The sequence below is a fragment of the Spirosoma sp. KCTC 42546 genome (assembly GCF_006965485.1).
In the GTDB taxonomy this organism is placed as follows: domain Bacteria; phylum Bacteroidota; class Bacteroidia; order Cytophagales; family Spirosomataceae; genus Spirosoma.
In genome coordinates, this window is the sequence record NZ_CP041360.1 from 5,208,789 (window position 1) to 5,230,285 (window position 21,497).

Below are 21,497 nucleotides of genomic sequence, written 5' to 3' on the forward strand. Positions count from 1 at the left end.
CTGTCTACTTCTTTATAAAAAGGGGGAAACCGTCAGCCTTTCGTATGCCTGATTATACCAACTATACGTTCGAGGATTTTGTACTGGATAGTCGGTTTCGGCAGTGGGTGCTGAGTGATGACCCAGCCGGTCGGGACTTCTGGAACAACTGGCTCCAGGCCAATCCGGACAAACTCGATCTGGTGTTGGCAGCCCGGCAGTTCGTGAGTCAAATGCAGCAGGCTCAGGAAGAACTATCGGATGACGAGTTAACCAGCGAAGTAAATCGCATACGCATAAACAGGCAGCAAGCACAGGATTGGGAGGGTCGTGTGGCGTACCAACGGAAGGTCGGATGGTTACGCGTGGCCGCTGCGGTCGTGCTTGTCGGGTTGGGAAGCTGGTTCTTTTTTTACCAGCAATCGAACGATACGCCCCTGAAGGTTTATCAGCAGCTAGCGGAACAGCAAACAGGTTCGCCATTGACCGAAATCAAGAATGAAACCAAGGCTAATCAGCTCGTTCGTTTGCCCGATGGAAGCCAGGTAACACTTCACCAGGGTAGCCAGATTAGTTTTCCGCGTGCTTTTTCAACTCGGCAGCGCGAAGTTTTTCTCATTGGCGAAGCGTTTTTCGATGTCGTCCGGCGGCCTAAGCAGCCGTTCCTGGTGTACACGAACCAGCTCACAACCAAAGTGTTAGGCACAAGCTTTACCGTTCGCGCTTATGCCAATGATAAAGAAGCGAAAGTGATCGTTCGAACGGGGAAAGTGTCGGTTTTTAACACCCCAGCCAACGGAAAGCCGGGGGAGTTGGCCAATAAGGAACCAGCGTTTATTCTGACGCCGAACCAGCAGGTCACGTTCGATTCACAGGAGAAGCAGATGAAACGCTCATTGGTAGCTGCCCCTGAGCCCATTGCAACGACCACCGCTCAGGCGCAGCTTATGGTGTTCGAGCACACGCCGGTCGTAACGGTATTCAAAAAGCTCGAAGCCACCTACGGCATTCTGATGAATTACGATGCCGATCTGCTGGCCGACTGCGAGCTGACCGCTGAATTTGGTTCAGAGTCCCTGTTTGAGAAGTTAGACCTGATTTGCCGGGCAACCGAATCGAGGTATGAGGTGATCGATGCGCAGATTGTTATCTATAGCAAAGGGTGTCGCCCAACGAAGTAAGTGCTGAAGCTGTTTAAACTTTTCAAATTAACCGCAAAGAACGCTAAGGCAAAGCGCAAAGCGCGCAAAGAAATTCAGTCAGCAAGCTCAGCGTTCTTTGCGACTTTGTCTCAGCGCTCTCTGCGGTTAAACTAAAGCGCATTGGAGATATAAAAAATAAAGTTTAAACAGGTTCGCTTATAATCCTTAACCAATCCTACTAACATCAGTATGCGAAAACGCTCCCAGTCACCAATTGACCGACCATCGTAGCGCCGTTTCGGCTGCCAGAACAAGCTCCATGTAAGCGAAACGCTTAATTCGTCTCCCAACATCCACCATTTCAGGCTTTTATCAACCCAGTTAACCTGGGTAAGGGAATTCTTTGTGCTAAACGTTTACCAAGTACCTTTTCTTACATTTATGACAACCACTACAAAACCACGGGTGCTATTCGGAAAAATCATGCGAACAGCATTTTATCAGGTCTTTATCCTGGCCTGGTGTTCCAGCCTGGTACTGGCCTTGGACGGAAAGGGGCAGGAGGTACTGAACCGCCCAATTTCAGTCACGATCGAAAACCAGCAGGTCGAACAGGCGATCAAAAAGATTGCGAAGCTGGCATCGGTCAGGTTCATCTATAGCCCGCAGGTGATTCGCTCCGATCGGAAAGTGAACCTGTCGGTGCAGAACCAGCCGCTTTCCGACGTACTCAATACGCTATTGACACCCCTACACGTCACCTACGAAGTCGTTGGTTCACAGATCATTCTGCGTACTACCAGTACTAACCAAAGTTCTGTAACCCAACCCGTACCGGTGAAAGAGGCACCGGTGGCCCCAGCGGACCAAAGCGTAGCCGGAACGGTATCCGACGAAAAAGATCTCCCCTTACCCGGCGTCACCATCGCCGTAAAAGGCACCACACGCGGCACCACAACCGACGCCAACGGCAAGTATTCACTCACCGTGCCCGACAACGCCGTGCTTGTGTTCTCTTTTGTGGGCTACGAACGTCAGGAAGTGGTTTTAGGGAAGCAGACAACCCTGAACATTCAGTTGAAGGCCGAAGCAAGGGGGCTGGATGAAGTGGTTGTCGTTGGGTATGGCTCGCAGAAACGGACAACGTTGACGGGTGCCATTGCTACGATCGACAATAAAGTATTTCAGGACAGAGGGGTTGTTGAAAACCCATTGTCGGCCTTGCAGGGCCAGGTACCGGGCGTTATGGTAACCCGTTCATCGGCAGCTCCGGGCCGGGCTAGCTGGAACTTCCAGATTCGGGGCGCTTCCTCAACGAATGGTACCGAACCGCTGATTATTATCGATGGTGTACCCGTAAGCAGTCAGGCAGCCCTGAACTCGATCAACCCCAACGACATTGAAAATATGTCGTTTCTGAAAGATGCTTCGGCGGCTATTTACGGTGCCCGCGCTGCGGGTGGGGTTGTTCTGGTAACGACCAAGCGGGCCAAATCGGGCAAGACCGTGGTTCAGTACGACGGTTCCGTATCGCAGAAAGTACTGGGTTTGCAACCGCATTTGCTGAATGTGCAGCAGTTTGGTCAGGGGCTCATTGATGGCACCACCAACGACTATTATGGGGTACCGCCAACGTCTTTTATCTGGTATAAATTGGGGCAGCTGATGGTCAATCCAACAGCCTCAGGTTTCATCGATTACACGATGAGCAATGGCCAGCCTGTTTCACCCGCGAACAACCCGCTGAATCCCGGCTTTGGCGACGTGAAAGATCAGACGTTTTTCAACACCAATGCGGTCGATATTCTGTGGGGCAAAGCGACCTCTACCCAGCATAACCTGAGCGTTTCGGGGCGGGGTGAGCGATCTGGCTATCGGGTCTCGCTGGGTTATTTACGGGATGGCAGTTTGCTGCAATGGGGCCAAAACTCCAACAGCCGCTATAATCTTCGGTTGACCCACGATTATCAATTCACCAACAAGCTGAAACTGGAATCCAATATTTCGCTGGAAAAGAATGATATCATTCAGCCAACGCTGATTGGTACGGTCATGGGCCAATACTCCCAACCGGGCTTCCCCGTCTCAACTGTCGATGGTAAGCCCTATGCCTGGGGAACGCAATACAGCCCCAACTGGCAGGCCGAACTGGGTGGCGAAAATAAAGAATATAACAACCGGGTTTTCACCAACTTCCGCTTAACCTACCAGCTCAATAAGAACTTTACCATAGTGGGTCAGGCGGGGTACAACTGGACCGCTACCGATATTAAGGAACAGCAGAAGGTGATTCCCTGGTACAACTATTTGGGTACCATTCAGGCTGCCGATAATCCAACCCGGCAGAACTCGTATTACTTACGCCGACTCAATAAAGACGCGTACGCCAACCTGAACGCCTACATCAACTACGCCAAAACCTTTGCGCAGAACCATGATATCAGTGTGACGCTGGGTACCAACTACGAGCGCGACGAGGTCGACCAGTATCAGGCGCGTACCAACTACATAGCCAACGACAATGTGCCCTCGCTGGGCCTGGGCATTGGCGATGCCACCACCAAAAGTGTATTAGAAGTCCAAAACCACTATGCCATCGGCTCGTATTTTGGCCGCTTCAACTACGCGTATCAGCAGAAATACCTGATCGAAGTGAATGCCCGCTACGACGGTTCGTCGAAGTTCGATGCCTCCAATCGCTGGCAGTTATTCTATGGTATATCGGGCGGCTGGCGTATTTCGCAGGAGAATTTCATGAAGAACCTGGCGTTCGTGAGCGACCTGAAACTCCGCGCTTCTTACGGAACCGTGGGTAACCAGAGCGGTATCGGCCTCTATGACTACATCCAGCTGCTGAACGTGACGGCCACAGCCGGGGCCACCAGCGCAGGATTCCCCATTATTGGTGCAAGCCCGGCGGTTATCGTATCGCCTACTTCGAGCCTGGTGAGTTTAAACCGGACCTGGGAGCGGGTTGAAACGACCAACTTCGGGCTTGATTTTTCGTTCCTGAACCGGCATCTGTCGGGTAGCTTCGATTACTTCGTGAAGCACAACCGCAATATGTTGCTGGGTCAAACATTCCCGGCGGTTTTGGGTGCCACAGCACCAACGGCCAACATCGGTCACCTCAAAACCTGGGGCTGGGAAGGCAGTATACAATGGAACGATCGGGTTGGCCAGTTTGGCTATCGGGTTGGTGCCAGCCTGACTGATAACCAGAACACACTGGTGAGTTATGGAGGAGCCAACGTGATCAACCAGGGCTATAACACAGCCGTTGAAGGTTATCCTATCGGCTCTTATTTCGGGCTGGAATATGCCGGACGGATTCAGACGGCCGAGCAGTTAGCTACGTATCGGCCCTTAGCTACGGGCAACAACATCAGCATGCCCGTTACAACCGCTACAGTACCGGGGGTGCGGCTGGGCGATAACATGTTCCGGGATCTTAACGGCGATGGTAAACTGACCGTACCGGGCGATTTGAAATACCTGGGCCGCGATGATCCCCGTTACAGCTTCGCCATTAATCTGGGTGCCGACTGGAAAGGCTTTGATTTTCAGGCCGTTTTTCAGGGTGTAGGTCAGCGTACGATTTTCCGGGAAGGGAACTGGCGGGTGCCGTTCGGTTCGATCTTCCAGGGCCAAACCGATTTCTGGGTGGGCAAAACCTGGACCCCGACCAATACCGACGCCTATTACCCGGTGCTATCGACGGGTCAGAATGGAACGACCTACAACACCTACAACTACCAGATTTCGGATTGGTCGGTGGAAAATGGGGCTTATGTGCGCCTGAAAAATCTGGTTGTGGGCTATACGCTCCCTACGAGTATTACCCGCAAAATTGGGGTGGATCGGTTCCGGATTTACTACTCGGGGAACGATCTGTGGGAAATTACCCACATTCGCGATGGCTGGGACCCAGAAGCAACGCGTAACGTGGGTCGGGCCAACAGCGAGAACGGCATTACCCGGTACCCATTTTACCGACTGCATACGGTAGGTGTAAACTTAACCTTTTAGTTGCTGGGTTTACGACCGATTAACGGCCTGCTGTAAACCCGAAACCCCAAACTTCGTTAAACTATGAACTCCTTTCGTAAACTATATCTGCTCCTGCTGGCCGGTACGCTGACGATCACGCAGAACGGTTGCAATAAAGTGCTGGATCTGGACCCGCTGGATCAGCTTTCGGATGCCTCCTACTGGCAAACGGCCAACGATTTTATGCTGGCGGCCAACCAGTTTTATACCTACGAGCGCACGTTTGCCGATGTGCTCTACGATACCAATCCGAACAACGCGGCCATCCAGAATTACCATTCCGATTATAAAAGCGACTTTCTGGCTTCGCAAAATCCGTACAGCCGGGGGCTGAATACCGTACAAACCACAGATCCGAACTACTCGACCGATTATACCCGGATTCGGAACATCAACTACCTGCTCGACAAAGCACAGTCGTACGGTAATCAGGCCGAAATTGCCAAATATGTTGCCGAAGCCAGGTTCTTCCGGGCTTATGTGTACTTCGATCTGCTTCAGATTTATGGCGGAGTTCCCATTATCAGCAAGCTTCTAAGCACCAGTTCGGCGGAGTTACAGGCTCCTCGTAACACCCGCGACGAAGTCGTTGATTTTATCCTTAAAGACCTCAACGATGCCATTGCGGGTCTACCCGCTAAAACGGCGCAGAATGCTGCAACGGAACTTGGTCGGATCAATAAAGAATCGGCACAGTCGTTTCTGGGTCGGGTAGCCTTGTACGAAGGCACCTGGCAAAAATTTCGCAATAATTCGGGGCGGGCCAATACCTTGCTCGATGCGTCGGTGGCTGCCAGCGGTGCCGTCATTACGGGTGCTCAATATCAGTTGTTTGCCCCCGCTGCCTTAGGCGATTCGGCACAGAAATACATGTTCATTCTGGAAAATCAGAAGTCGAATCCGGCCAACATTACCAAAACGTCGAACAACGAGTACATTCTGGCCAACCGCTACGATTGGACGCTTCGGCAAATTCGAAATAACGTGTCACGCCAGGCAAACAATGCCAACCCGACCAAGAATTTTGCCAATCAGTACCTGAGTCAGGACGGACTACCAATCGAAAAATCGCCCCTCTTCAAAGGCTACGCTACGTTGAATTCGGAGTTCGCGAACCGGGATAACCGCATGCAATACAGCCTGAAACAGGCCAATGGCTATTACTGGTTTGGTATCAATAACCCACGTGTCGACTGGACGGGTGGAGCCGCCGATAAAGCCACGGCCAATGCATCACCCTTCAAACCCTACGCGAATACCTTGAGCGGGTATGCGAACCAGAAATGGATTTCGGAACGGGCCGTGGCCGATAACGAAGAAGCCTACGATTATCCCGTCATCCGATACGCCGAAGTATTATTGAACTATGCCGAAGCCGTCTTTGAACGCAACGGAACCATCAGTGATGCCGACCTCGATAAATCGCTGAATCTGGTTCGCCAGCGTGTCAACAAGAAAATGCCGAAACTAAGTACGGCCTTTGCGGAGGCAAATGGGCTGGATATGCGTACCGAAATCCGTCGGGAGCGCAACGTCGAGCTTTTTTACGAAGGTTTCCGGGTCGATGATCTGAAGCGCTGGGCCGCTGCCGACGTACTGAAACAGCCGTTGGTTGGCGTTAAATGGACCGGTACTGAGTTCCAGTCGCTGTGGCCTTCTCAATCCTCTACCGCCAAAGATGCCGACGGGAATATTATCGTAGATGGCAGCCGCTCGTTCACCGACAAAAACTACCTGATTCCCATTCCAACGCAGCAGATCCAGTTAAACCCGCAGCTTACCCAGAATCCAGGCTGGTAATTTTTCATCATAGGTTAGGTAAAGTAAATGGCCCGTTCAGTTTTGACCGGGCCATTTTGTGTTTAGTCTACTTTCTCAAACTCTGTTCTCGCTTGGCTTCGCCGAGTGAGGACTATTAGTTCAAGGGCCTCTGGCCCGTTTTCACTATACGTCACCGGCCAGAGGCCGTAAAAATAATAGTCATCACTCGGCGAAGCCAAGCGAGAACATAAGAACCCGGCATCGGTTCCCGATTAATTAGGGTTTAATTTTTCAGACTGTTAGTAACAGCCAATTCCCTCACTTCTCAAACTGAAAAATCTGATCCATCAGCACCCACTTTTCCCCTTCTTTTGCCCAGGGTAAGGGTTGCTGAAAGGTCCACATGAGTCGTTCCCACTCCTGTACGTGTGGACTATGGGCATCCAGTTCGGCTTTCTTTTCGAAGCTAAACTGATCATCGGTTTCCAGAATCATGAACATCCGGTTGCCCGTCCGGTAAATCTGAAGGTCCTGAATGCCCGCCTTCAGATCATTGGCGCGCACTTCTGCCCAGCCACTTCCTTTGGCATGCCAGCGTTCGTATTCAGCAATCAGGTCGGGGTCGTCTTTCAGGTCGAGCGATAAACAAAATCGTTGCATTGGGGATGGGTTTATGAATAGTAATTAGAGTCGTCAATAGTATTTTTTTTGTCATGGCTCCGGCCACCCGGCTCGACGCAAGGAGAGATGACAAAAAAACTTCTCGCTACTCAGCCGAAATAGCGATTAAAGGAGTCGATTGTTTGCTTCGCGGCCTGGTCGGGGTCAGGATAGGGAAAAGCCTCTGCCGATATAAAACCGGAATAACCGATTTCGTTGAGCGCAATGGCAACGTCATCCATGGCCGTATGTCCCATACCTATTGGCCGCCGATTGCTGTCAGCAAAATGCACATGACCAATGAACGGCCCTGCCAGGCGGATGCTTTCAGACAACGACGTCTCTTCGATGTTCATGTGGAATAAATCAGCCAGTAACACCACCTGCTTCGTAGTCAGACTATTGAGCAGGGCAACACCCGATTCGAGCCTGTTTATCAGATTCGTTTCATAGCGGTTGAGCGGTTCATAAATCAGGTTTACGCCTTGCTCGCCAGCCCGATGCCCCAGTGTGTTCAGGCCATCGGCCAACCAGTTCAACGCCTGTTCATGCTCGACACCCGGCGCTACGTTGCCCTGCATCGACCCGATGATCGCTGGTGCGCCAAGTTTCGCCCCGAAGGCAATCATGTCGGTAATGAACGCTACGGCTTGTGCCCGAATAGCGGGGTCAGGATCGGTCAGGGTTAGGCCATGAATGACTTTCCCGGCACCAGTACCCACGGCACCGATTTGCAGCTTGTACTGATCGGCCAGTTGGGCTACCCGTTGCGGAGAAATGGCCTCGGCCGATGCGGTAAACAATTCAACCCCATCGAATCCTAATGCCGACGCTTTGGCCATACTGGCCTCCAGGTCGTTCCAGTAAATCCAGGGGCCTGTTTTAATTTGAGGGACTAACGCAATGGTTACGCAGGATTTCATCAGTTAGATTCAGAATCAAAATTCACCATGATTTTCGTTATCGGCCCCGGATTTGCGGACCAGTCGGCCAGGGCTGCCCCGGCCTCGTCCAATGATACAACTTTACTAATAACGGCATCGACCGGAAACTTTCCGGCTTCCAGATAAGAAATAACGTCCGGGAAATCGCCCAGGCAATTGCGCGAACCCAGAATCTCGATTTCTTTCCGAACAAAGGTTCCGGTATTATAATCGACGGGCTTTTTGGCGTACCCAATGTACACCACACGACCGGTATAGGCCACTTCTTCTACGGCAGCGCGGTATGTAGCCGGATTTCCAACGGCTTCGATAATGACATCGGGGCCATCGCCATCCGTAATTTCCATCAGGGCCTCGTGCAGATCCACCTTTGTGGTATTGATTGTATGAGCCGCCCCCGCCAGTTTGGCTGTCCGCATTTTCGCGTCGTCAATATCAATGGCAATGACGTCGGCACCCCGGCTTACGGAAGCGGCCACAGCGCCCATCCCCACAATGCCGCAGCCAATAACGGCTACTTTTTCGCCCGCCATCACCCGCCCTCTGGCCACTGCGTGAAACCCAACCGTGAGCGGTTCTACCAGCGCCAGTTCCCGAACCGATAAGCGATCAGAGGCATGCAGTTTTTGCCAGGGAACGGCAATGAAGTCGGTCATAGCTCCCGGCCGACGAACACCCATCGTTTTGTTATCCTGACAGGCATTTGGCCGGCCCTTCCGACAGGACAGGCAGGTTCCGCAATTCTGATAGGGGTTTAGAGTAACTTTCATGCCGGGTTTGAACTGATCTGGTACCTGGCTACCGGTTTCCACAACGGTTGCCCCTACTTCGTGGCCCAGCACGTTGGGGTATTCCTGCAATTCGAACAAGCCGCGAAAGCCGTTGAGATCACCCCCACAAAAGCCAACCATGTTGATTTTCAACAAAACTTCGTCGGCGCTCAACTCCGGTATATCAATGGTGCGTACTTCGGTCCTGCCGGGTTCGACCAATACTAAGGCACGTTGTTTATTCATAGTATGTAAGGGCGTAATGGATAATGAATAATGGACAATGGACAATGAGTAATGCTAGGATTATTGACGTTTTGACCATTGTACATTATCCATTATTAATTGTCCATTAATTTAAAAAGTTGGCTTAGGAATGTTATTTCCTGGTTTTCCTTCAAACCACATCTGGTTTTTGACCGGAGCAACCAACGTTTCGATCCGTTGACGAAGTTCATCAGGAATCGTGAGCTGTAACGCCCGCAGGTTTTGCTCGACCTGTCGCTGCTCCGACATACCAACGATCGTGGTCGCGATGACAGGGTGATCGACCGCATATCGTAAGGCGACATCACTCAACGCCAGTCCATATTCGCGACACAAAGCCAGCAATTTAGGCTGCATATCCTTAACGGCCTGCGGTGAACTTTGCCAGACAGGCACCGGCGCATCCGACAGAATTCGTTGCATCAGGGGCGCGGCATTCATCAGACCAAACCCTTTCTCCTGGGCAAGCGGGACCAATTCATCATTGATTTCGTCTTCCAGCAGGGTATAATGTCCCCAGGACAGCACCGTGTCCACCTCCACTTCACGGGCAATCTGGGCGAGGTAGCGAACCGGCAATCCGGAGAAACCCACGTAGCGGGCTTTCCCCATTTCTTTAAGTTTCAGAACGGCCGGAATGGCTTCGTTAAGGACCTGCTCCCGGTCGCCGAACTCGATATCGTGGACCTGCAATAGATCGACATAATCGACCTGCAACCGGGCCAGGGATTCGTCAATGCTTCGCATGACGCGCTCGTACGAGAAATCGAAGACACCCTGTCCGTACCGGCAGCATTTCGTGGCCAGAAAAATGGAACTTCGCTTTGTCTTTAGCGCTTTCCCAAGTCGCGTCTCGGCCAGGGTATCGCCGTAAAAGGGAGCTACATCAAAAAAGTTAATGCCCTGATCGATGGCTGCGTGAACGGCCCGTATACCCTCATTCTCATCGGTCTCATCAAATACATTCCCTAATGGAGACGCCCCAAAACTGAGCTGCGAAACGTTCAGGTCTGTCTTCCCTAATTTACGATACTGCATAATCTGCTTTATAATTTACAAAAACCGGGCTTTCAACATTTACACACCGGCTCAATTGACTTGGAACCTGTTTAAACTTTATTTTTTATATCTCCAATGCGCTTTAGTTTAACCGCAGAGAGCGCTGAGACAAAGTCGCAAAGAACGCTGAGTTTGCTGACTGAATTTCTTTGCGCTCTTTGCGCTTTGCCTTAGCGTTCTTTGCGGTTAATTTGAAAAGTTTAAACAGCTTCTTGACATAAATAACTGCCAGGAGAATACGTGTTTGATTAACGTTTTTGTCCACGGAGCGGTCCGCCGTTGCGGCACAGAGAACACGGAGGTATAACGGATTGAATTAAAACTCTGTATTCTCTGTGCCGCAACGGCGGACCGCTCTATGGACAAATTTATTATGTAGTTTCTTCTCCTCGAACTGTGAAGATACGATGGAAGCACACCTGTCTATTAATAATCAAAATCCTCTCGGCTCTACTCCTTTTTCAGCAAAAAACTTGCATGAAGTTCCAATAAAATAATTGCAACCTGACGGTTATCAACCTCAGTCAACCGACTATTTACAGCTAGTCTCAGGCATCGGACAACAAGCCATAAACTTATGAGTAAGCGGAAAATATATTGGCTGTGGTTGTGGGTATGCTTCGGATTTATCAATCCTACTAAAGCTCAGGTTTGGCAATGGTCAGCCCCGGTTCAGTCCGTGATTTCGCCCGAGACCAACGACCATCCGCAGGCTTTTTTATGGATTCCGGAGGATTGCCAATACGTACGGGGCGTGGTGGTCGGGCAGCACAACATGCTTGAAGAAGGAATTTTTGAGCATCCGGATTTCCGAAAAACCATGACTAAACTGGGCTTTGCTATCGTCTGGGTGACGCCTATGTTTAATCAAACTTTCGACTGGAACCCAACTGCTACCACAAAAGACGCGGGCGTTGCGTTTACGGACATGATGAATCGGCTGGCCGATGTTTCCGGCTATCGGGAACTGACATTTGCGCCCGTGGTGCCCATTGGCCATTCGGCGTTGGCTAGCTATCCCTGGAATTTTGCCGCCTGGAATCCGGGCCGTACCCTCGCGGCTATTTCCGTGCATGGCGATGCACCGCTTACCAAACTCACCGGCAGCGGCCGTCCCAATCCAGATTGGGAAAATCGCACAATTGAAGGCGTTCCTGGCCTGATGGTCATGGGCGAATACGAATGGTGGGAAGACCGACTCAGTCCGGCTTTTGCCTACGTGGCCCAACACCCCAAAACGCCGTTTAGCTTACTGGCCGATGCCGGACGTGGGCATTTCGACAATTCAGAGCAGATGGTGAACTTCCTGGCCTTATATATCGAAAAAGCGGCTACCTACCGGTTGCCCAAGACATTTGGACAACAGGATAGCGTTGTTCTTAAACTCATTGATCCAAAGAAAGGCTGGCTGATTGGCCGGTGGCGAAAAGACAGTTTGCCCACGGCCAGTGCAGCTCCTTACGCGTCGTATAAAGGCCATAAAGCAGTTGCAACCTGGTGCTTCGACAAAGAAATGGCCGATGCCACTGAAGCGATCTACCGGCAGTCCAGAGGCAAAACGGCACAGCATCTGGGTTTCCTGCAAAACGGCAAGTTCCTGGAGCCGAAGAAAACCCACGGCAATTACCAGATCTCATTTTTGCCCGATGCAGACGGCATTACGTTCCACCTAAAAAGTGCATTTACGGATAGTTCGCGGGTTCGTCCTACAGCCGATCATGCCAGCACCCGCATCTCAATAGACCGAATTTGCGGCCCGGTGAAGAAACTGAATGACAGCACCTTCCAGATCAGCTTTTACCGAATGGGGTTTAACAACCCTAAACGATCCAACGACATCTGGTTACTGGCTTCCAACAACGGAGACAAAGCCTACAAAAGCATCGTCCAGCAAGCCGACATGCGGTTTCCGTTAACCAACAAGGAAGGCCAACCCCAAACGATCAATTTTCCGCCAATACCGAATCAAAAAGTTGGCGTAAAAGCATTAACGCTCAAGGCCGTTTCAGATTCGCAACTGCCCGTGTCTTATTACGTAAAGGAAGGCCCGGCGATCATTGAGGCTAATCAATTGGTCTTTACCACAATTCCACCGCGCAGCAAACTGCCGATGAAAGTAACTCTAGTCGCCTGGCAATATGGTACCAGTGTGGGCACGAAAGTACAATCGGCGGTGCCCGTTGAGCGAACGTTTTTCATAACAAAAAAAATAGTAAGTGATTGATAATTAATAGCCGGTTTGTCATTCCTCCTGAAGTCGGAATGACAAACCGGTGCATTTGTAGCACACACTTAATAGTTTAAACAGAAACCTTTTGTGAGCAACTCAACCAAACCTTACCTGTTTCTTTTAACCATCATTCTGCTTTTTGTGCTTCAACTCCCCACACAAGCGCAAACGGCCAAAGCCCACCCCTACCTGTTCTACACGCCACAACGTACGGAGCGCCTGAAAGAACGAATCAAAACCGATACGCTCCTTGCCAATCGCTGGAACGCCATGCAGAAACGCTGCGATAAGTGGATCGGTGAGCCAAAAGGGGGCAATATGGAGCAACTGGCAATGGCCTACACCATGACGAATGACAAACGCTATGTCGACCGGGCCAAAGCGTTGCTGTTCGATCTGGTAGGTCGCTCAGCCTGGGACGGTATGGACGACCGAACTCCCCGCTGGAATGCGGGACTCGGCACCAGCCATAACAACTGGACCGCTTCTGTCACCTACGATGCCATCTATACCGCCCTCACCAAAGAAGAACGAAAAGCCATTGCCGAAAAGATTGTAAAGCTGGGCATCGAGCCGTCCATTGCCGACTGGGTGTCGAAAGACAAGCGCATCCAGTCGCTGAACAACATGGGCCACAACTGGTGGGCGGCTGTGGTATTTGAAGCAGGCATTGCCTCGCTGGCCGTGATGGGCGAGGTACCGGAAGCAAAAAAATGGGCCTCCGATATCATGCAGGACAGCAAGCAATGGTTCGCCTTTACGGGAAGTGTATTGGAAAACAAGCCGTCCAATTTCGACCCCGACGGTGGATTTTATGAGAGTGTCAGCTACGCTAACTATGGCGTTTCGGAATACCTGCTGTTCCGGGTAGGGTATACGAATGCGCTAAGTCCGATTAAAATGCCCTATGATGCGCTCTTGCAGAAAACCGTCGACTGGTTTATGAATGTTTCCTATCCTCGTTCTCCGAAACCTCTCCTCTCATTGAACTTCGGCGATAGCAACGATTTTGCTAATGGCGACCGGCCCGCTAAACTATTGATTGCCTTAGGTTTGGGCAAAGATGATTATTACTGGTACCTGCAACAGACTACCCGTAACCAGTTTGGCGAAGACCTGAATGTGGCCACGCCGATGGGGATGCTCTATCAGCCTGAGAACAAGCCGGTTCCAGCAGTTCCTACCCTACCAATGTCTGCCCTATATTCGTCATTAGGTTGGGGCATGCTTCGTTCGTCGTGGAAACCCGATGCCACAATGCTGGGCGTAAAATCTGGATTTACCTGGAACCATGCCCACGCCGATGCAGGCTCGTTTGTGCTGTACCACAAAGGCGAAAATCTGCTCATCGACGGGGGCGATGTAGGTTACGGCAATCCGGAATACAGTAGTTACTTCGTCACCAGTCGGGCACACAACGTCCTGCTGTTTAACGGCGAGGCACAGGACCCGCGCGATCAATACAGCGCCGTGAAAAACCCCGGTCATTTATACCACATGCTGGATGGTGGCAATGTGAAGTATATGCTAGCCGATGCCACCGGCCCGACGTCGAAAAACTTCCTTAGAAACTACCGCAATTTCCTATGGATCGGAAATGTCATTCTGGTGATCGATGACGTAAAAACCTACGAGATCGGCAAGTTCGACTACCTGCTGCACTTTGCCGACAAAGCCGTAAAACGTGGCCCCGATCTGGAAATCACCAAAGACAGTGCGGCCATCCTGTTCCGCCCCTTATATCCCGAAACATTGCCCCTCGGCTATCCGCACGACTTTCCCGAAAAAATGAAGTACCGCATTGAACAGGGCATTAAGGACAGAACAACCAATGTGCAGATTCCCTATTACGTTCTATCTCCCCCCGAAAAAAGCGACCGTACCAAGTTCGTGAACGCCATCATTTTGCTCGACGAAACCAACAAACCCGTTTCGACGTTCACCGGCTCATCGGGAGCGAGTGGTGGGGCAGGACGAAGCAATCTGCCAGTGATTGAAAAGTTTGAAGGCACGAATTACATCGGTATACGCATCACTCAAAATGGGCAGTTAACCGAAGTATACATCAACCTGTTAGCCGACGGCCGGTTAATGCACCGCAATGCCAATGCAACCATAAGCCGTACGACCGGTACGCCGGAGCGGGACCGTACTTGGGAAACGGACGCTTACATCTCGGCAGTAACCTTCCCCGAGGGCGCTGACCAGCAAGATCTGTCGAAACTAACCTCTTTTTTCATCAGCAATGGAAGCTACCTCCGCCAAAACGGAAAGCCCTTACTGAGTTCACTCTCTAAAGTTTTCATGTATGCCGAGAAGGCTGGTAGTCAATTGAACGTGCAGCTACAAGGCCAACCCTTAATTCAGGCGTCGTTAGGGTTCGATAAAATCAGTAAACTGACTGTCAATAACAAAGCCATCGCTCCCCAGTATGATGCGGATAAACTGTTGGTGATTGATCTGGAAGAGGGAAAATAGGTTATGGTGGCGCGGCAATAGACAGGTCAGCGCCCAAACTGACTCCTCAACGAATCCGGCAAATGCGGAAGCGCTACGATTTCGGCCAGCACGTTCGCTTCTACTTTTCGAGTTAAAACGATCTGGTTAATTACGTTAATGGTAATCGTCGTATCCGCAGCTTCGACTAGTTCAATCGAGTCGCCTGCCTGCACGGTTCCTGGTTCAACAACCCGGAAATAAATCCCTGATCGACCTTCTTTTGCGAAGTGTCGGGTCATGCCGGGATCATCGAATCGAACGCTGAGTTTATAGCACGGGAAACGGGGTTGAACCGCCCGAAGCAAAGCCGACCCAACCCGAAACAGATCACCGATTCGTACCTCGGTTTCAAGTAATCCCTCCGTCGTCAAATTCTCACCGAATAAGCCGGGAGCCCAGTCATCGCGCTCAAGTTGGTGCATCCAATGCGTATAATGCGTGCTATCGTAGGCATAAACGGCCTTGTCGGGTCCACCATGAACCGTCAGATCGGCCTGCTGATCACCCAAAAAATTGAGTAGGTCGAGTGCGACTGGCCCCGCAACGGGCTGCTTGAAAAAACCAGTCGTAATCGTCCGACCTCTCCATTCCACCGAACGAGGTAAGCCAACATTGACAGACAGGATATTCATGGTCTTCGGCGCGTTAGTAGGTTAGACATCAGACCAATTGGCGTTCGCTGGCCTGAATGGGTAAGTCATTGATGCTGGCAAACCGTTTCCGCATCAAGCCGTTTTCATCGAATTCCCAGAGTTCGTTGCCGTAGCTGCGGTACCACTGTCCAGCGGCATCATGCCACTCATAGTTGAACTGGACAGCCATCCGATTCTCCCGAAAACCCCACAATTCTTTTTTCAATTTGTAATCGAGTTCTTTTTCCCATTTACGTGTCAAAAATGCTTTGACAGCCTCACGTCCGTTAATGAACTCGGTACGATTGCGCCATTCGGTGTCCTCCGTGTAGGCCAAAGAAACTTTTTCAGGGTCTCGGCTATTCCAGGCATTTTCCGCTAGCTGCACTTTTTGCAAAGCCGTTTCAAGGGTAAACGGCGGCACAGGTGCCCGCAAGGCCGGATTGTACGGAGGCTGAGCCAGTACCTCATCCCACATATCGTCGCCACAGGCTTCGTTAACAAAAGGCAAACCGTCCTCAAACGGTTCAATAGACTCGGGCGTGTTCATGATTTTAAAAGTTGATTTTGTTTGAAGAGAAAAGTTGTGCAGCCAGTGCCTACTACCTGCACAACCTATTTACATTAGTACTAAACCGTTTCGAGTTCGGCAGCTATTGGAAAATCAATGGGAATCTGCGTCAGGTTATGCAGATAATTCATGGCAATCTTATCGCTTATCTGCAAAATCACGTCAACCAGATTACCATCTGTATACCCTGCGGCATAAAAAGCCGCCAATGCGTCCGATGATGCACGCCCTTTGTTTTCAGTAATATCTTTGGTCAATTTAGCCAGTGCATCTAATTTCGGAGTCGTGCTTTGTCCACTCCGAAGATCCAGAATTTGTTCGTCCGAGAATCCATTCATCTTCCCCAGTACGGTATGTGCACTTAGGCAGTATCGGCATCCATTGACTTCGCTCACAACCAAATTCACCACCTCTTTTTCTTTGTTACTCAGAGACGTTTTGGCACCCTGAAACGCCAGGTATTTTGCCAGCCCATTATCGGAGTGAGCAATTGTAGCGTACAGATTAGGTACGAAACCAAGCCCTTTTTGCAGGTTGTCAAATAAAACCTGGTTGTTTTCTGAGACCTCGTCCCGGGTAGGTACTGTAAAAGTTTTCATTGAAGGAATTAATTAAACGTGAAAAAACAGAAAAAACATTAACTTTTAACAAACTGAAAATCAAAATCATACAAAAATAAACTAGTCAATCTATGAACGGGGTTTGTTAAATTACAGACCGGTCTGTCTATATTTTGACAAAAAAAATTAGAGTAGCTTTTCGAGCAACGCGTGAGCCGATTGAACCGGCCAGATAGCCTGTTGCGTCTGCCCGGCAATCAATGCCCCCTCAAAGAGCACCGTAACGGCATCTGCCAGCTCCGCGTGAGCTGTTTCTGCCAGCAAGTCGGTAAAAAATTGGCGCATTTTAGCTTTGTGGGTGCGGATCACCGAACGAACAGTCTCACTTTCCAGGGGAACTTCGGAAATGATATTCTGAAAGTTACAGCCGCGAAACGAGACGGATTCCGAGAAGTTAAGCAGCAGATCAAAGGAAGCAAGCACTTTGGCTTTAGGCGTGTCGTAGGGAGATACGTGCTCCGTTAACTGGTCAAACCATTCATTACTGGTCTTGGTCAAATAGGCAATCAGTAATTCTTCTTTTGACGCAAAGTGCTGATACAAACTGGCTTTGGCCACGCCCGCTTCATCGATCAATTGATTGATTCCCGTGAGATTATAGCCCTGCGTATAGAATAGTCGCGCAGCGGTATCCACAATGCGCTGACGGGTTTCAGAGGGACGGAGTACAGAAGCGCTCGATTTCATGTTAATTCCTGTTGCTTTCTCATGATACAGACTTGTCTGTCTATAAGTTCACGAACAACTAAAATTTCGAATAAAAATGATTTTCGAAGCGGCAATAAATCGCAATCAGCGAAAATTATCCTGTACAACGGTTATCCAGACGCCCAACCGGTCTATTTACAGCTAGCAGATTGACAGATTCGGTCAGTGCCGTCTGTGCCGAACTTACCGTTTTACCCAAATGACCATTCAAACCAAATTCCAGGCTTGCTTTCTGATTTTAATCGCTACACTCCTGAGCGTTAGGCCAACCTTCAGCCAGGGCACTGAAACCCGCCTTCAATCGCCCGATGGCAAGTTGGAACTGGTGTTTTCGCAGAAAGAAGTCAGCCCTGGTAAACGCCAGATGCTGTACCGAGTCGATTACCAGAAAAAGCCGGTTATTCTCGAATCAGGTTTGGGTATTCAGATTGATAACCACGTGTTTGAGCACGCGATGGCGCATAAGGTGACCACCCCTCCCGGAACTCTCGGCGTCAACTGGTGCGATAATCTGGTCATTAAAAACGTCGTTACCACAACCAAAGACACCACCTGGAAACCCGTATACGGCGAACGCAGCCAGATTCGGGACAACTACAACCAGGTCGAAATTCAACTTCAGAAAGAAGATAGCCCCGATTATACCGTCAGTGTTATTTTCCGCGCCTACAACGCCGGAATAGCCTTTCGCTATTTCTTTCCCGAACATCCAAACGGGATGTATTATCGCGTAATGGCCGAAAACAGTGAGTTCGCCTTGCCTGCCAACACCAAAGCCTGGTACACAGCCTGGGCGCAGGGACCCTATTCAGCGTTGCCCCTGGCGAATTGGCCGGAAAATTCGGAGCGGCCCTTGACGCTTTCGTTGCCCAATGGTTTGTATGCGAGTCTGGCCGAAGCGCAGCTGACGGATTACGCGATGACGAAATTCAAACTCTCGCCCGATAAGCCGAGCACAGTTCTTACGTCCATGTACGAAAGCGCCGATCTGATGTCAGATGTGGGTACGCCCTGGCGGGTGATCATGGTGGCCGAACGATTGGGGCAACTGCTCGAAAACAACGACATCATGCTGAACCTAAACCCGCCCACCACACTCCAGAATACCGACTGGATCAAGCCGGGTAAGGTGATGCGCGAGGTAACCCTGACCGATGCGGGAGCCAATGCCTGTATCGATTTTGCCGCTGCCCACAACCTCCAATACATTCTATTCGACTGGAAATGGTACGGCCCTGCGTTTAGCTTCAATTCCGATGCGACAAAGGTGGTCGCCAAAATGGATCTTCAGAAAATCATTGACTACGGCAAGTCAAAGGAACGGTCCGGCGCTCCGGTTGGCGTGATTCTGTACGTCAATTTGCAGGCGCTCTACAAACAGATGGACGAGATTTTCCCGCTGTACAAAAAATGGGGTGTAAAAGGGGTCAAGTTTGGCTTCGTTGAAGTAGGCTCTCACCGCTGGACAACCTGGCTAACGGAGGCCAAGCGCAAAGCCATGGAAAACGGCCTGATGGTGAATATCCACGACGAATACCGCCCAACGGGTACCAGCCGCACCTACCCGAACGTGATGACGCAGGAAGGCATTCGCGGCAATGAAGAATTCCCGGATGCCACGCACGACACCGTTTTGCCCTTCACGCGCTACCTCGCCGGCGCGGGCGACTACACAATTTGCTACTACGATAAACGGCTGAAAAATACCCATGCCCACCAATTGGCCATGAACGTGATTTCCTACAGTCCGCTGCAATCGGTGTTCTGGTACGATAAACCTGAACTCTACGGCGGTGAGCCCGAAATCGAGTTTTTCGCCAAAGTGCCCACCGTTTGGGATGACACCAAAGTCATTCACGACGCCATCGGTGAGTACGTGACCATCGCCCGCCGACGTGGCGACGACTGGTTTGTGGGCACCATCAGCAACAACGATGGGCGAAGTCTGACACTCCCACTGGATTTCCTGCCGAAAGGAAAAACTTACACCGCCCATATTTATTCGGACGATCCGACGGTGAAAACCAAAACACAGGTACGCGTAAGCACGAAGAGCGTAAAAGCCGGACAATCGCTGGATATGAACCTGCTGCCCCGCGGTGGGCAGGCCGTTTGGATTTCTTTGGACAAGTAAAGTTAAAAGGCAGAGGAACAGAGATTTACGCAGAGATCACTGAGATTATTTTGTGTTCATTAACTCCTGTGTTCTCTGTGTAAATCTCCGTTTCTCTGTGTTTATTATGAAGTATATAAAAATTCTCCCATTTCTCCTTTTAGGGCAGGTACACGCTCAGCCGAAACTCAATGTCGATCAGGCATTAACGTATTGTGTAGATCAGGCAGCCAAAATATCGGCAACGCTCCCCACAACAGCACCAAATCTGCCCCGAAACATCCTCAACGGCAAAACGCAGTGGAAATACATCGACTACAAAGACTGGACGAGCGGTTTCTGGCCGGGGACGCTGTGGTACGTATACGAGTACACGAAAGACCCGAAATGGAGGGCCAAAGCCGATTCATTCTCGCGTGAATTGACGCCTTTAGCCTACAGCAAAGCCATCGACCACGACCTGGGCTTCCAAATGTATTGCAGCTTTGGCAATGGCCTTCGACTGACGGGGAATCCAGACTACAAGAAAATTCTGCTGGCAACAGCGGACACACTGGCCACCTTGTTCAATCCGAAAGTGGGTACGATTTTGTCGTGGCCTCGCCCCGTACCCAATATGGAATGGCCACAGCACAACACGATCATGGACAACATGATCAACCTCGAACTGCTATTCTGGGCCTCAAAAAATGGGGGATCAAAAAAGTTGTACGATATCGCCGTTTCGCACGCAACAACGACCATGAACAACCATTTCCGACCTGATTATACATCTTACCACGTTGTAGTGTATGACAAGGAAACCGGCAAAAAAATTAAGGGCGTTACTCACCAGGGCTATGCGGACAACAGTATGTGGGCCAGGGGCCAAAGCTGGGCTATTTACGGCTATACGATGACCTACCGGGAAACCAAAGACCCCAAATTTCTGGAGTTCGCTCAAAAAGTGTCGGATGTGTATCTGGAGCGCCTACCGCATGACCTGATTCCCTATTGGGATTTTAGTGCGCCCGGCGTGGATTCGCCTGACCGACCAAATGCGCCAAAAGATGCCTCAGCTGCGGCTGTGACGGCGTCTGCCCTGCTGGAACTCTCTACTTTTGTCCTTGACAAAACGAAAGCGCAGATGTACCGAACCAAAGCGGAGCAAATGCTGGCAACACTGTCGTCTGCTGCCTACCAGAGTCGCTCTGTAAACGATGCCTTCCTGCTGCATAGTACCGGTCACAAACCCAATAATAGCGAAGTAGATGCATCGATCAACTACGCCGATTATTACTACATCGAAGCGTTGTTACGGGCGAAAAAACTGCGAGAAGAGAAGGGTATTTTGTCAAAACTATAGTTGCTTTTTTGTCATGGCGTCGAACCGAGGATACGGAGAAAGGAAGGGGGTTTTGTCTAAATTTTAATTGTATTTTTTTGTCATTTCGACGTCAGGAGAAATCTCAAGTCTCGTAATAATCAAGCTTGAGATTTCTCCTGACGTCGA

Annotated in this window: 15 protein-coding genes; 7 read left to right on the forward strand and 8 right to left on the reverse strand. The window is 50.5% G+C overall.

What is annotated here, in order from left to right; translation table 11 throughout:
- Positions 1–44: 44 nt before the first annotated feature.
- The 3 genes from EXU85_RS21430 (at position 45) to EXU85_RS21440 (ending at position 6,971) form a co-directional block, all read left to right on the forward strand.
- Positions 45–1,160 (forward strand): FecR family protein, encoded by a 1,116-nt coding sequence (locus EXU85_RS21430; protein WP_142774050.1) that lies wholly within the window; start codon positions 45–47, stop codon positions 1,158–1,160.
- Positions 1,161–1,604: 444 nt separating this feature from the next.
- Positions 1,605–5,150, forward strand: coding sequence for a TonB-dependent receptor (locus EXU85_RS21435; protein WP_168207841.1), 3,546 nt, complete (start codon positions 1,605–1,607; stop codon positions 5,148–5,150).
- Between the two features lie 63 nt (positions 5,151–5,213).
- Positions 5,214–6,971: a RagB/SusD family nutrient uptake outer membrane protein gene (locus EXU85_RS21440; protein ID WP_142774052.1), complete on the forward strand. Its 1,758-nt coding sequence runs from the start codon at positions 5,214–5,216 to the stop codon at positions 6,969–6,971.
- A 279-nt stretch (positions 6,972–7,250) separates the two neighbouring features.
- On the opposite strand, the gene EXU85_RS21445 is transcribed toward EXU85_RS21440, so the two are convergent.
- The 4 genes from EXU85_RS21445 to EXU85_RS21460 all read right to left on the reverse strand — a co-directional run bounded on the left by EXU85_RS21445 (position 7,251) and on the right by EXU85_RS21460 (position 10,611).
- Entirely contained in the window at positions 7,251–7,592 is a 342-nt protein-coding gene (locus tag EXU85_RS21445; RefSeq protein WP_142774053.1) for an L-rhamnose mutarotase, read from the reverse strand.
- 110 nt (positions 7,593–7,702) lie between these two features.
- The gene (locus EXU85_RS21450) at positions 7,703–8,515 is read right to left on the reverse strand and encodes a sugar phosphate isomerase/epimerase family protein (protein WP_210422397.1); all 813 of its coding nucleotides are present in this window, start codon (positions 8,513–8,515) and stop codon (positions 7,703–7,705) included.
- Positions 8,515–9,552: a zinc-binding alcohol dehydrogenase family protein gene (locus tag EXU85_RS21455; protein WP_142774055.1), complete on the reverse strand. Its 1,038-nt coding sequence runs from the start codon at positions 9,550–9,552 to the stop codon at positions 8,515–8,517. The genes EXU85_RS21450 and EXU85_RS21455 overlap by 1 nt, the downstream gene beginning before the upstream one ends.
- Before the next feature lie 111 nt (positions 9,553–9,663).
- A complete protein-coding gene (locus EXU85_RS21460; protein WP_142774056.1) occupies positions 9,664–10,611 on the reverse strand; it encodes an aldo/keto reductase in 948 nt (315 codons plus the stop codon).
- A 598-nt stretch (positions 10,612–11,209) separates the two neighbouring features.
- Between EXU85_RS21460 and EXU85_RS21465 the strand changes: the two genes are divergently transcribed.
- Positions 11,210–12,856, forward strand: coding sequence for a hypothetical protein (locus EXU85_RS21465; RefSeq protein WP_142774057.1), 1,647 nt, complete (start codon positions 11,210–11,212; stop codon positions 12,854–12,856).
- 93 nt (positions 12,857–12,949) lie between these two features.
- Complete coding sequence (locus tag EXU85_RS21470) at positions 12,950–15,340, forward strand: DUF4962 domain-containing protein (protein ID WP_246859183.1); 2,391 nt, start codon at positions 12,950–12,952, stop codon at positions 15,338–15,340.
- Positions 15,341–15,366: 26 nt separating this feature from the next.
- On the opposite strand, the gene EXU85_RS21475 is transcribed toward EXU85_RS21470, so the two are convergent.
- From EXU85_RS21475 to EXU85_RS21490, 4 genes are all read right to left on the reverse strand, one after another.
- Positions 15,367–15,993: an MOSC domain-containing protein gene (locus EXU85_RS21475; RefSeq protein WP_142774058.1), complete on the reverse strand. Its 627-nt coding sequence runs from the start codon at positions 15,991–15,993 to the stop codon at positions 15,367–15,369.
- Between the two features lie 28 nt (positions 15,994–16,021).
- Positions 16,022–16,471 carry a nuclear transport factor 2 family protein gene (locus tag EXU85_RS21480; RefSeq protein ID WP_142776789.1) on the reverse strand — a complete coding sequence of 150 codons (450 nt, stop codon included), beginning with the start codon at positions 16,469–16,471 and terminating at the stop codon, positions 16,022–16,024.
- A 152-nt stretch (positions 16,472–16,623) separates the two neighbouring features.
- On the reverse strand, positions 16,624–17,163 hold the full coding sequence (locus tag EXU85_RS21485; protein WP_142774059.1) for a carboxymuconolactone decarboxylase family protein: 540 nt from the start codon (positions 17,161–17,163) through the stop codon (positions 16,624–16,626).
- Positions 17,164–17,310: 147 nt separating this feature from the next.
- Positions 17,311–17,871, reverse strand: coding sequence for a TetR/AcrR family transcriptional regulator (locus EXU85_RS21490; protein ID WP_142774060.1), 561 nt, complete (start codon positions 17,869–17,871; stop codon positions 17,311–17,313).
- 220 nt (positions 17,872–18,091) lie between these two features.
- Between EXU85_RS21490 and EXU85_RS21495 the strand changes: the two genes are divergently transcribed.
- Positions 18,092–20,026 carry a glycoside hydrolase family 97 protein gene (locus EXU85_RS21495; RefSeq protein ID WP_142774061.1) on the forward strand — a complete coding sequence of 645 codons (1,935 nt, stop codon included), beginning with the start codon at positions 18,092–18,094 and terminating at the stop codon, positions 20,024–20,026.
- Positions 20,027–20,132: 106 nt separating this feature from the next.
- Positions 20,133–21,350, forward strand: coding sequence for a glycoside hydrolase family 88 protein (locus tag EXU85_RS21500; protein WP_142774062.1), 1,218 nt, complete (start codon positions 20,133–20,135; stop codon positions 21,348–21,350).
- The last annotated feature ends 147 nt before the right edge of the window (positions 21,351–21,497 follow it).

Bases quoted from the DNA above. Each gene is read 5' to 3' on its own strand.
- EXU85_RS21460 (WP_142774056.1), bottom strand. From the start codon at position 10,611: ATGCAGTATCGTAAATTAGGGAAGACAGACCTGAACGTTTCGCAGCTC.
- EXU85_RS21450 (WP_210422397.1), bottom strand. From the start codon at position 8,515: ATGAAATCCTGCGTAACCATTGCGTTAGTCCCTCAAATTAAAACAGGC.
- EXU85_RS21485 (WP_142774059.1), bottom strand. From the start codon at position 17,163: ATGAAAACTTTTACAGTACCTACCCGGGACGAGGTCTCAGAAAACAAC.
- EXU85_RS21430 (WP_142774050.1), top strand. From the start codon at position 45: ATGCCTGATTATACCAACTATACGTTCGAGGATTTTGTACTGGATAGT.
- EXU85_RS21465 (WP_142774057.1), top strand. From the start codon at position 11,210: ATGAGTAAGCGGAAAATATATTGGCTGTGGTTGTGGGTATGCTTCGGA.
- EXU85_RS21480 (WP_142776789.1), bottom strand. From the start codon at position 16,471: ATGTGGGATGAGGTACTGGCTCAGCCTCCGTACAATCCGGCCTTGCGG.
- EXU85_RS21440 (WP_142774052.1), top strand. From the start codon at position 5,214: ATGAACTCCTTTCGTAAACTATATCTGCTCCTGCTGGCCGGTACGCTG.
- EXU85_RS21445 (WP_142774053.1), bottom strand. From the start codon at position 7,592: ATGCAACGATTTTGTTTATCGCTCGACCTGAAAGACGACCCCGACCTG.
- EXU85_RS21435 (WP_168207841.1), top strand. From the start codon at position 1,605: ATGCGAACAGCATTTTATCAGGTCTTTATCCTGGCCTGGTGTTCCAGC.
- EXU85_RS21500 (WP_142774062.1), top strand. From the start codon at position 20,133: ATGAAGTATATAAAAATTCTCCCATTTCTCCTTTTAGGGCAGGTACAC.
- EXU85_RS21495 (WP_142774061.1), top strand. From the start codon at position 18,092: ATGACCATTCAAACCAAATTCCAGGCTTGCTTTCTGATTTTAATCGCT.
- EXU85_RS21455 (WP_142774055.1), bottom strand. From the start codon at position 9,552: ATGAATAAACAACGTGCCTTAGTATTGGTCGAACCCGGCAGGACCGAA.
- EXU85_RS21475 (WP_142774058.1), bottom strand. From the start codon at position 15,993: ATGAATATCCTGTCTGTCAATGTTGGCTTACCTCGTTCGGTGGAATGG.
- EXU85_RS21490 (WP_142774060.1), bottom strand. From the start codon at position 17,871: ATGAAATCGAGCGCTTCTGTACTCCGTCCCTCTGAAACCCGTCAGCGC.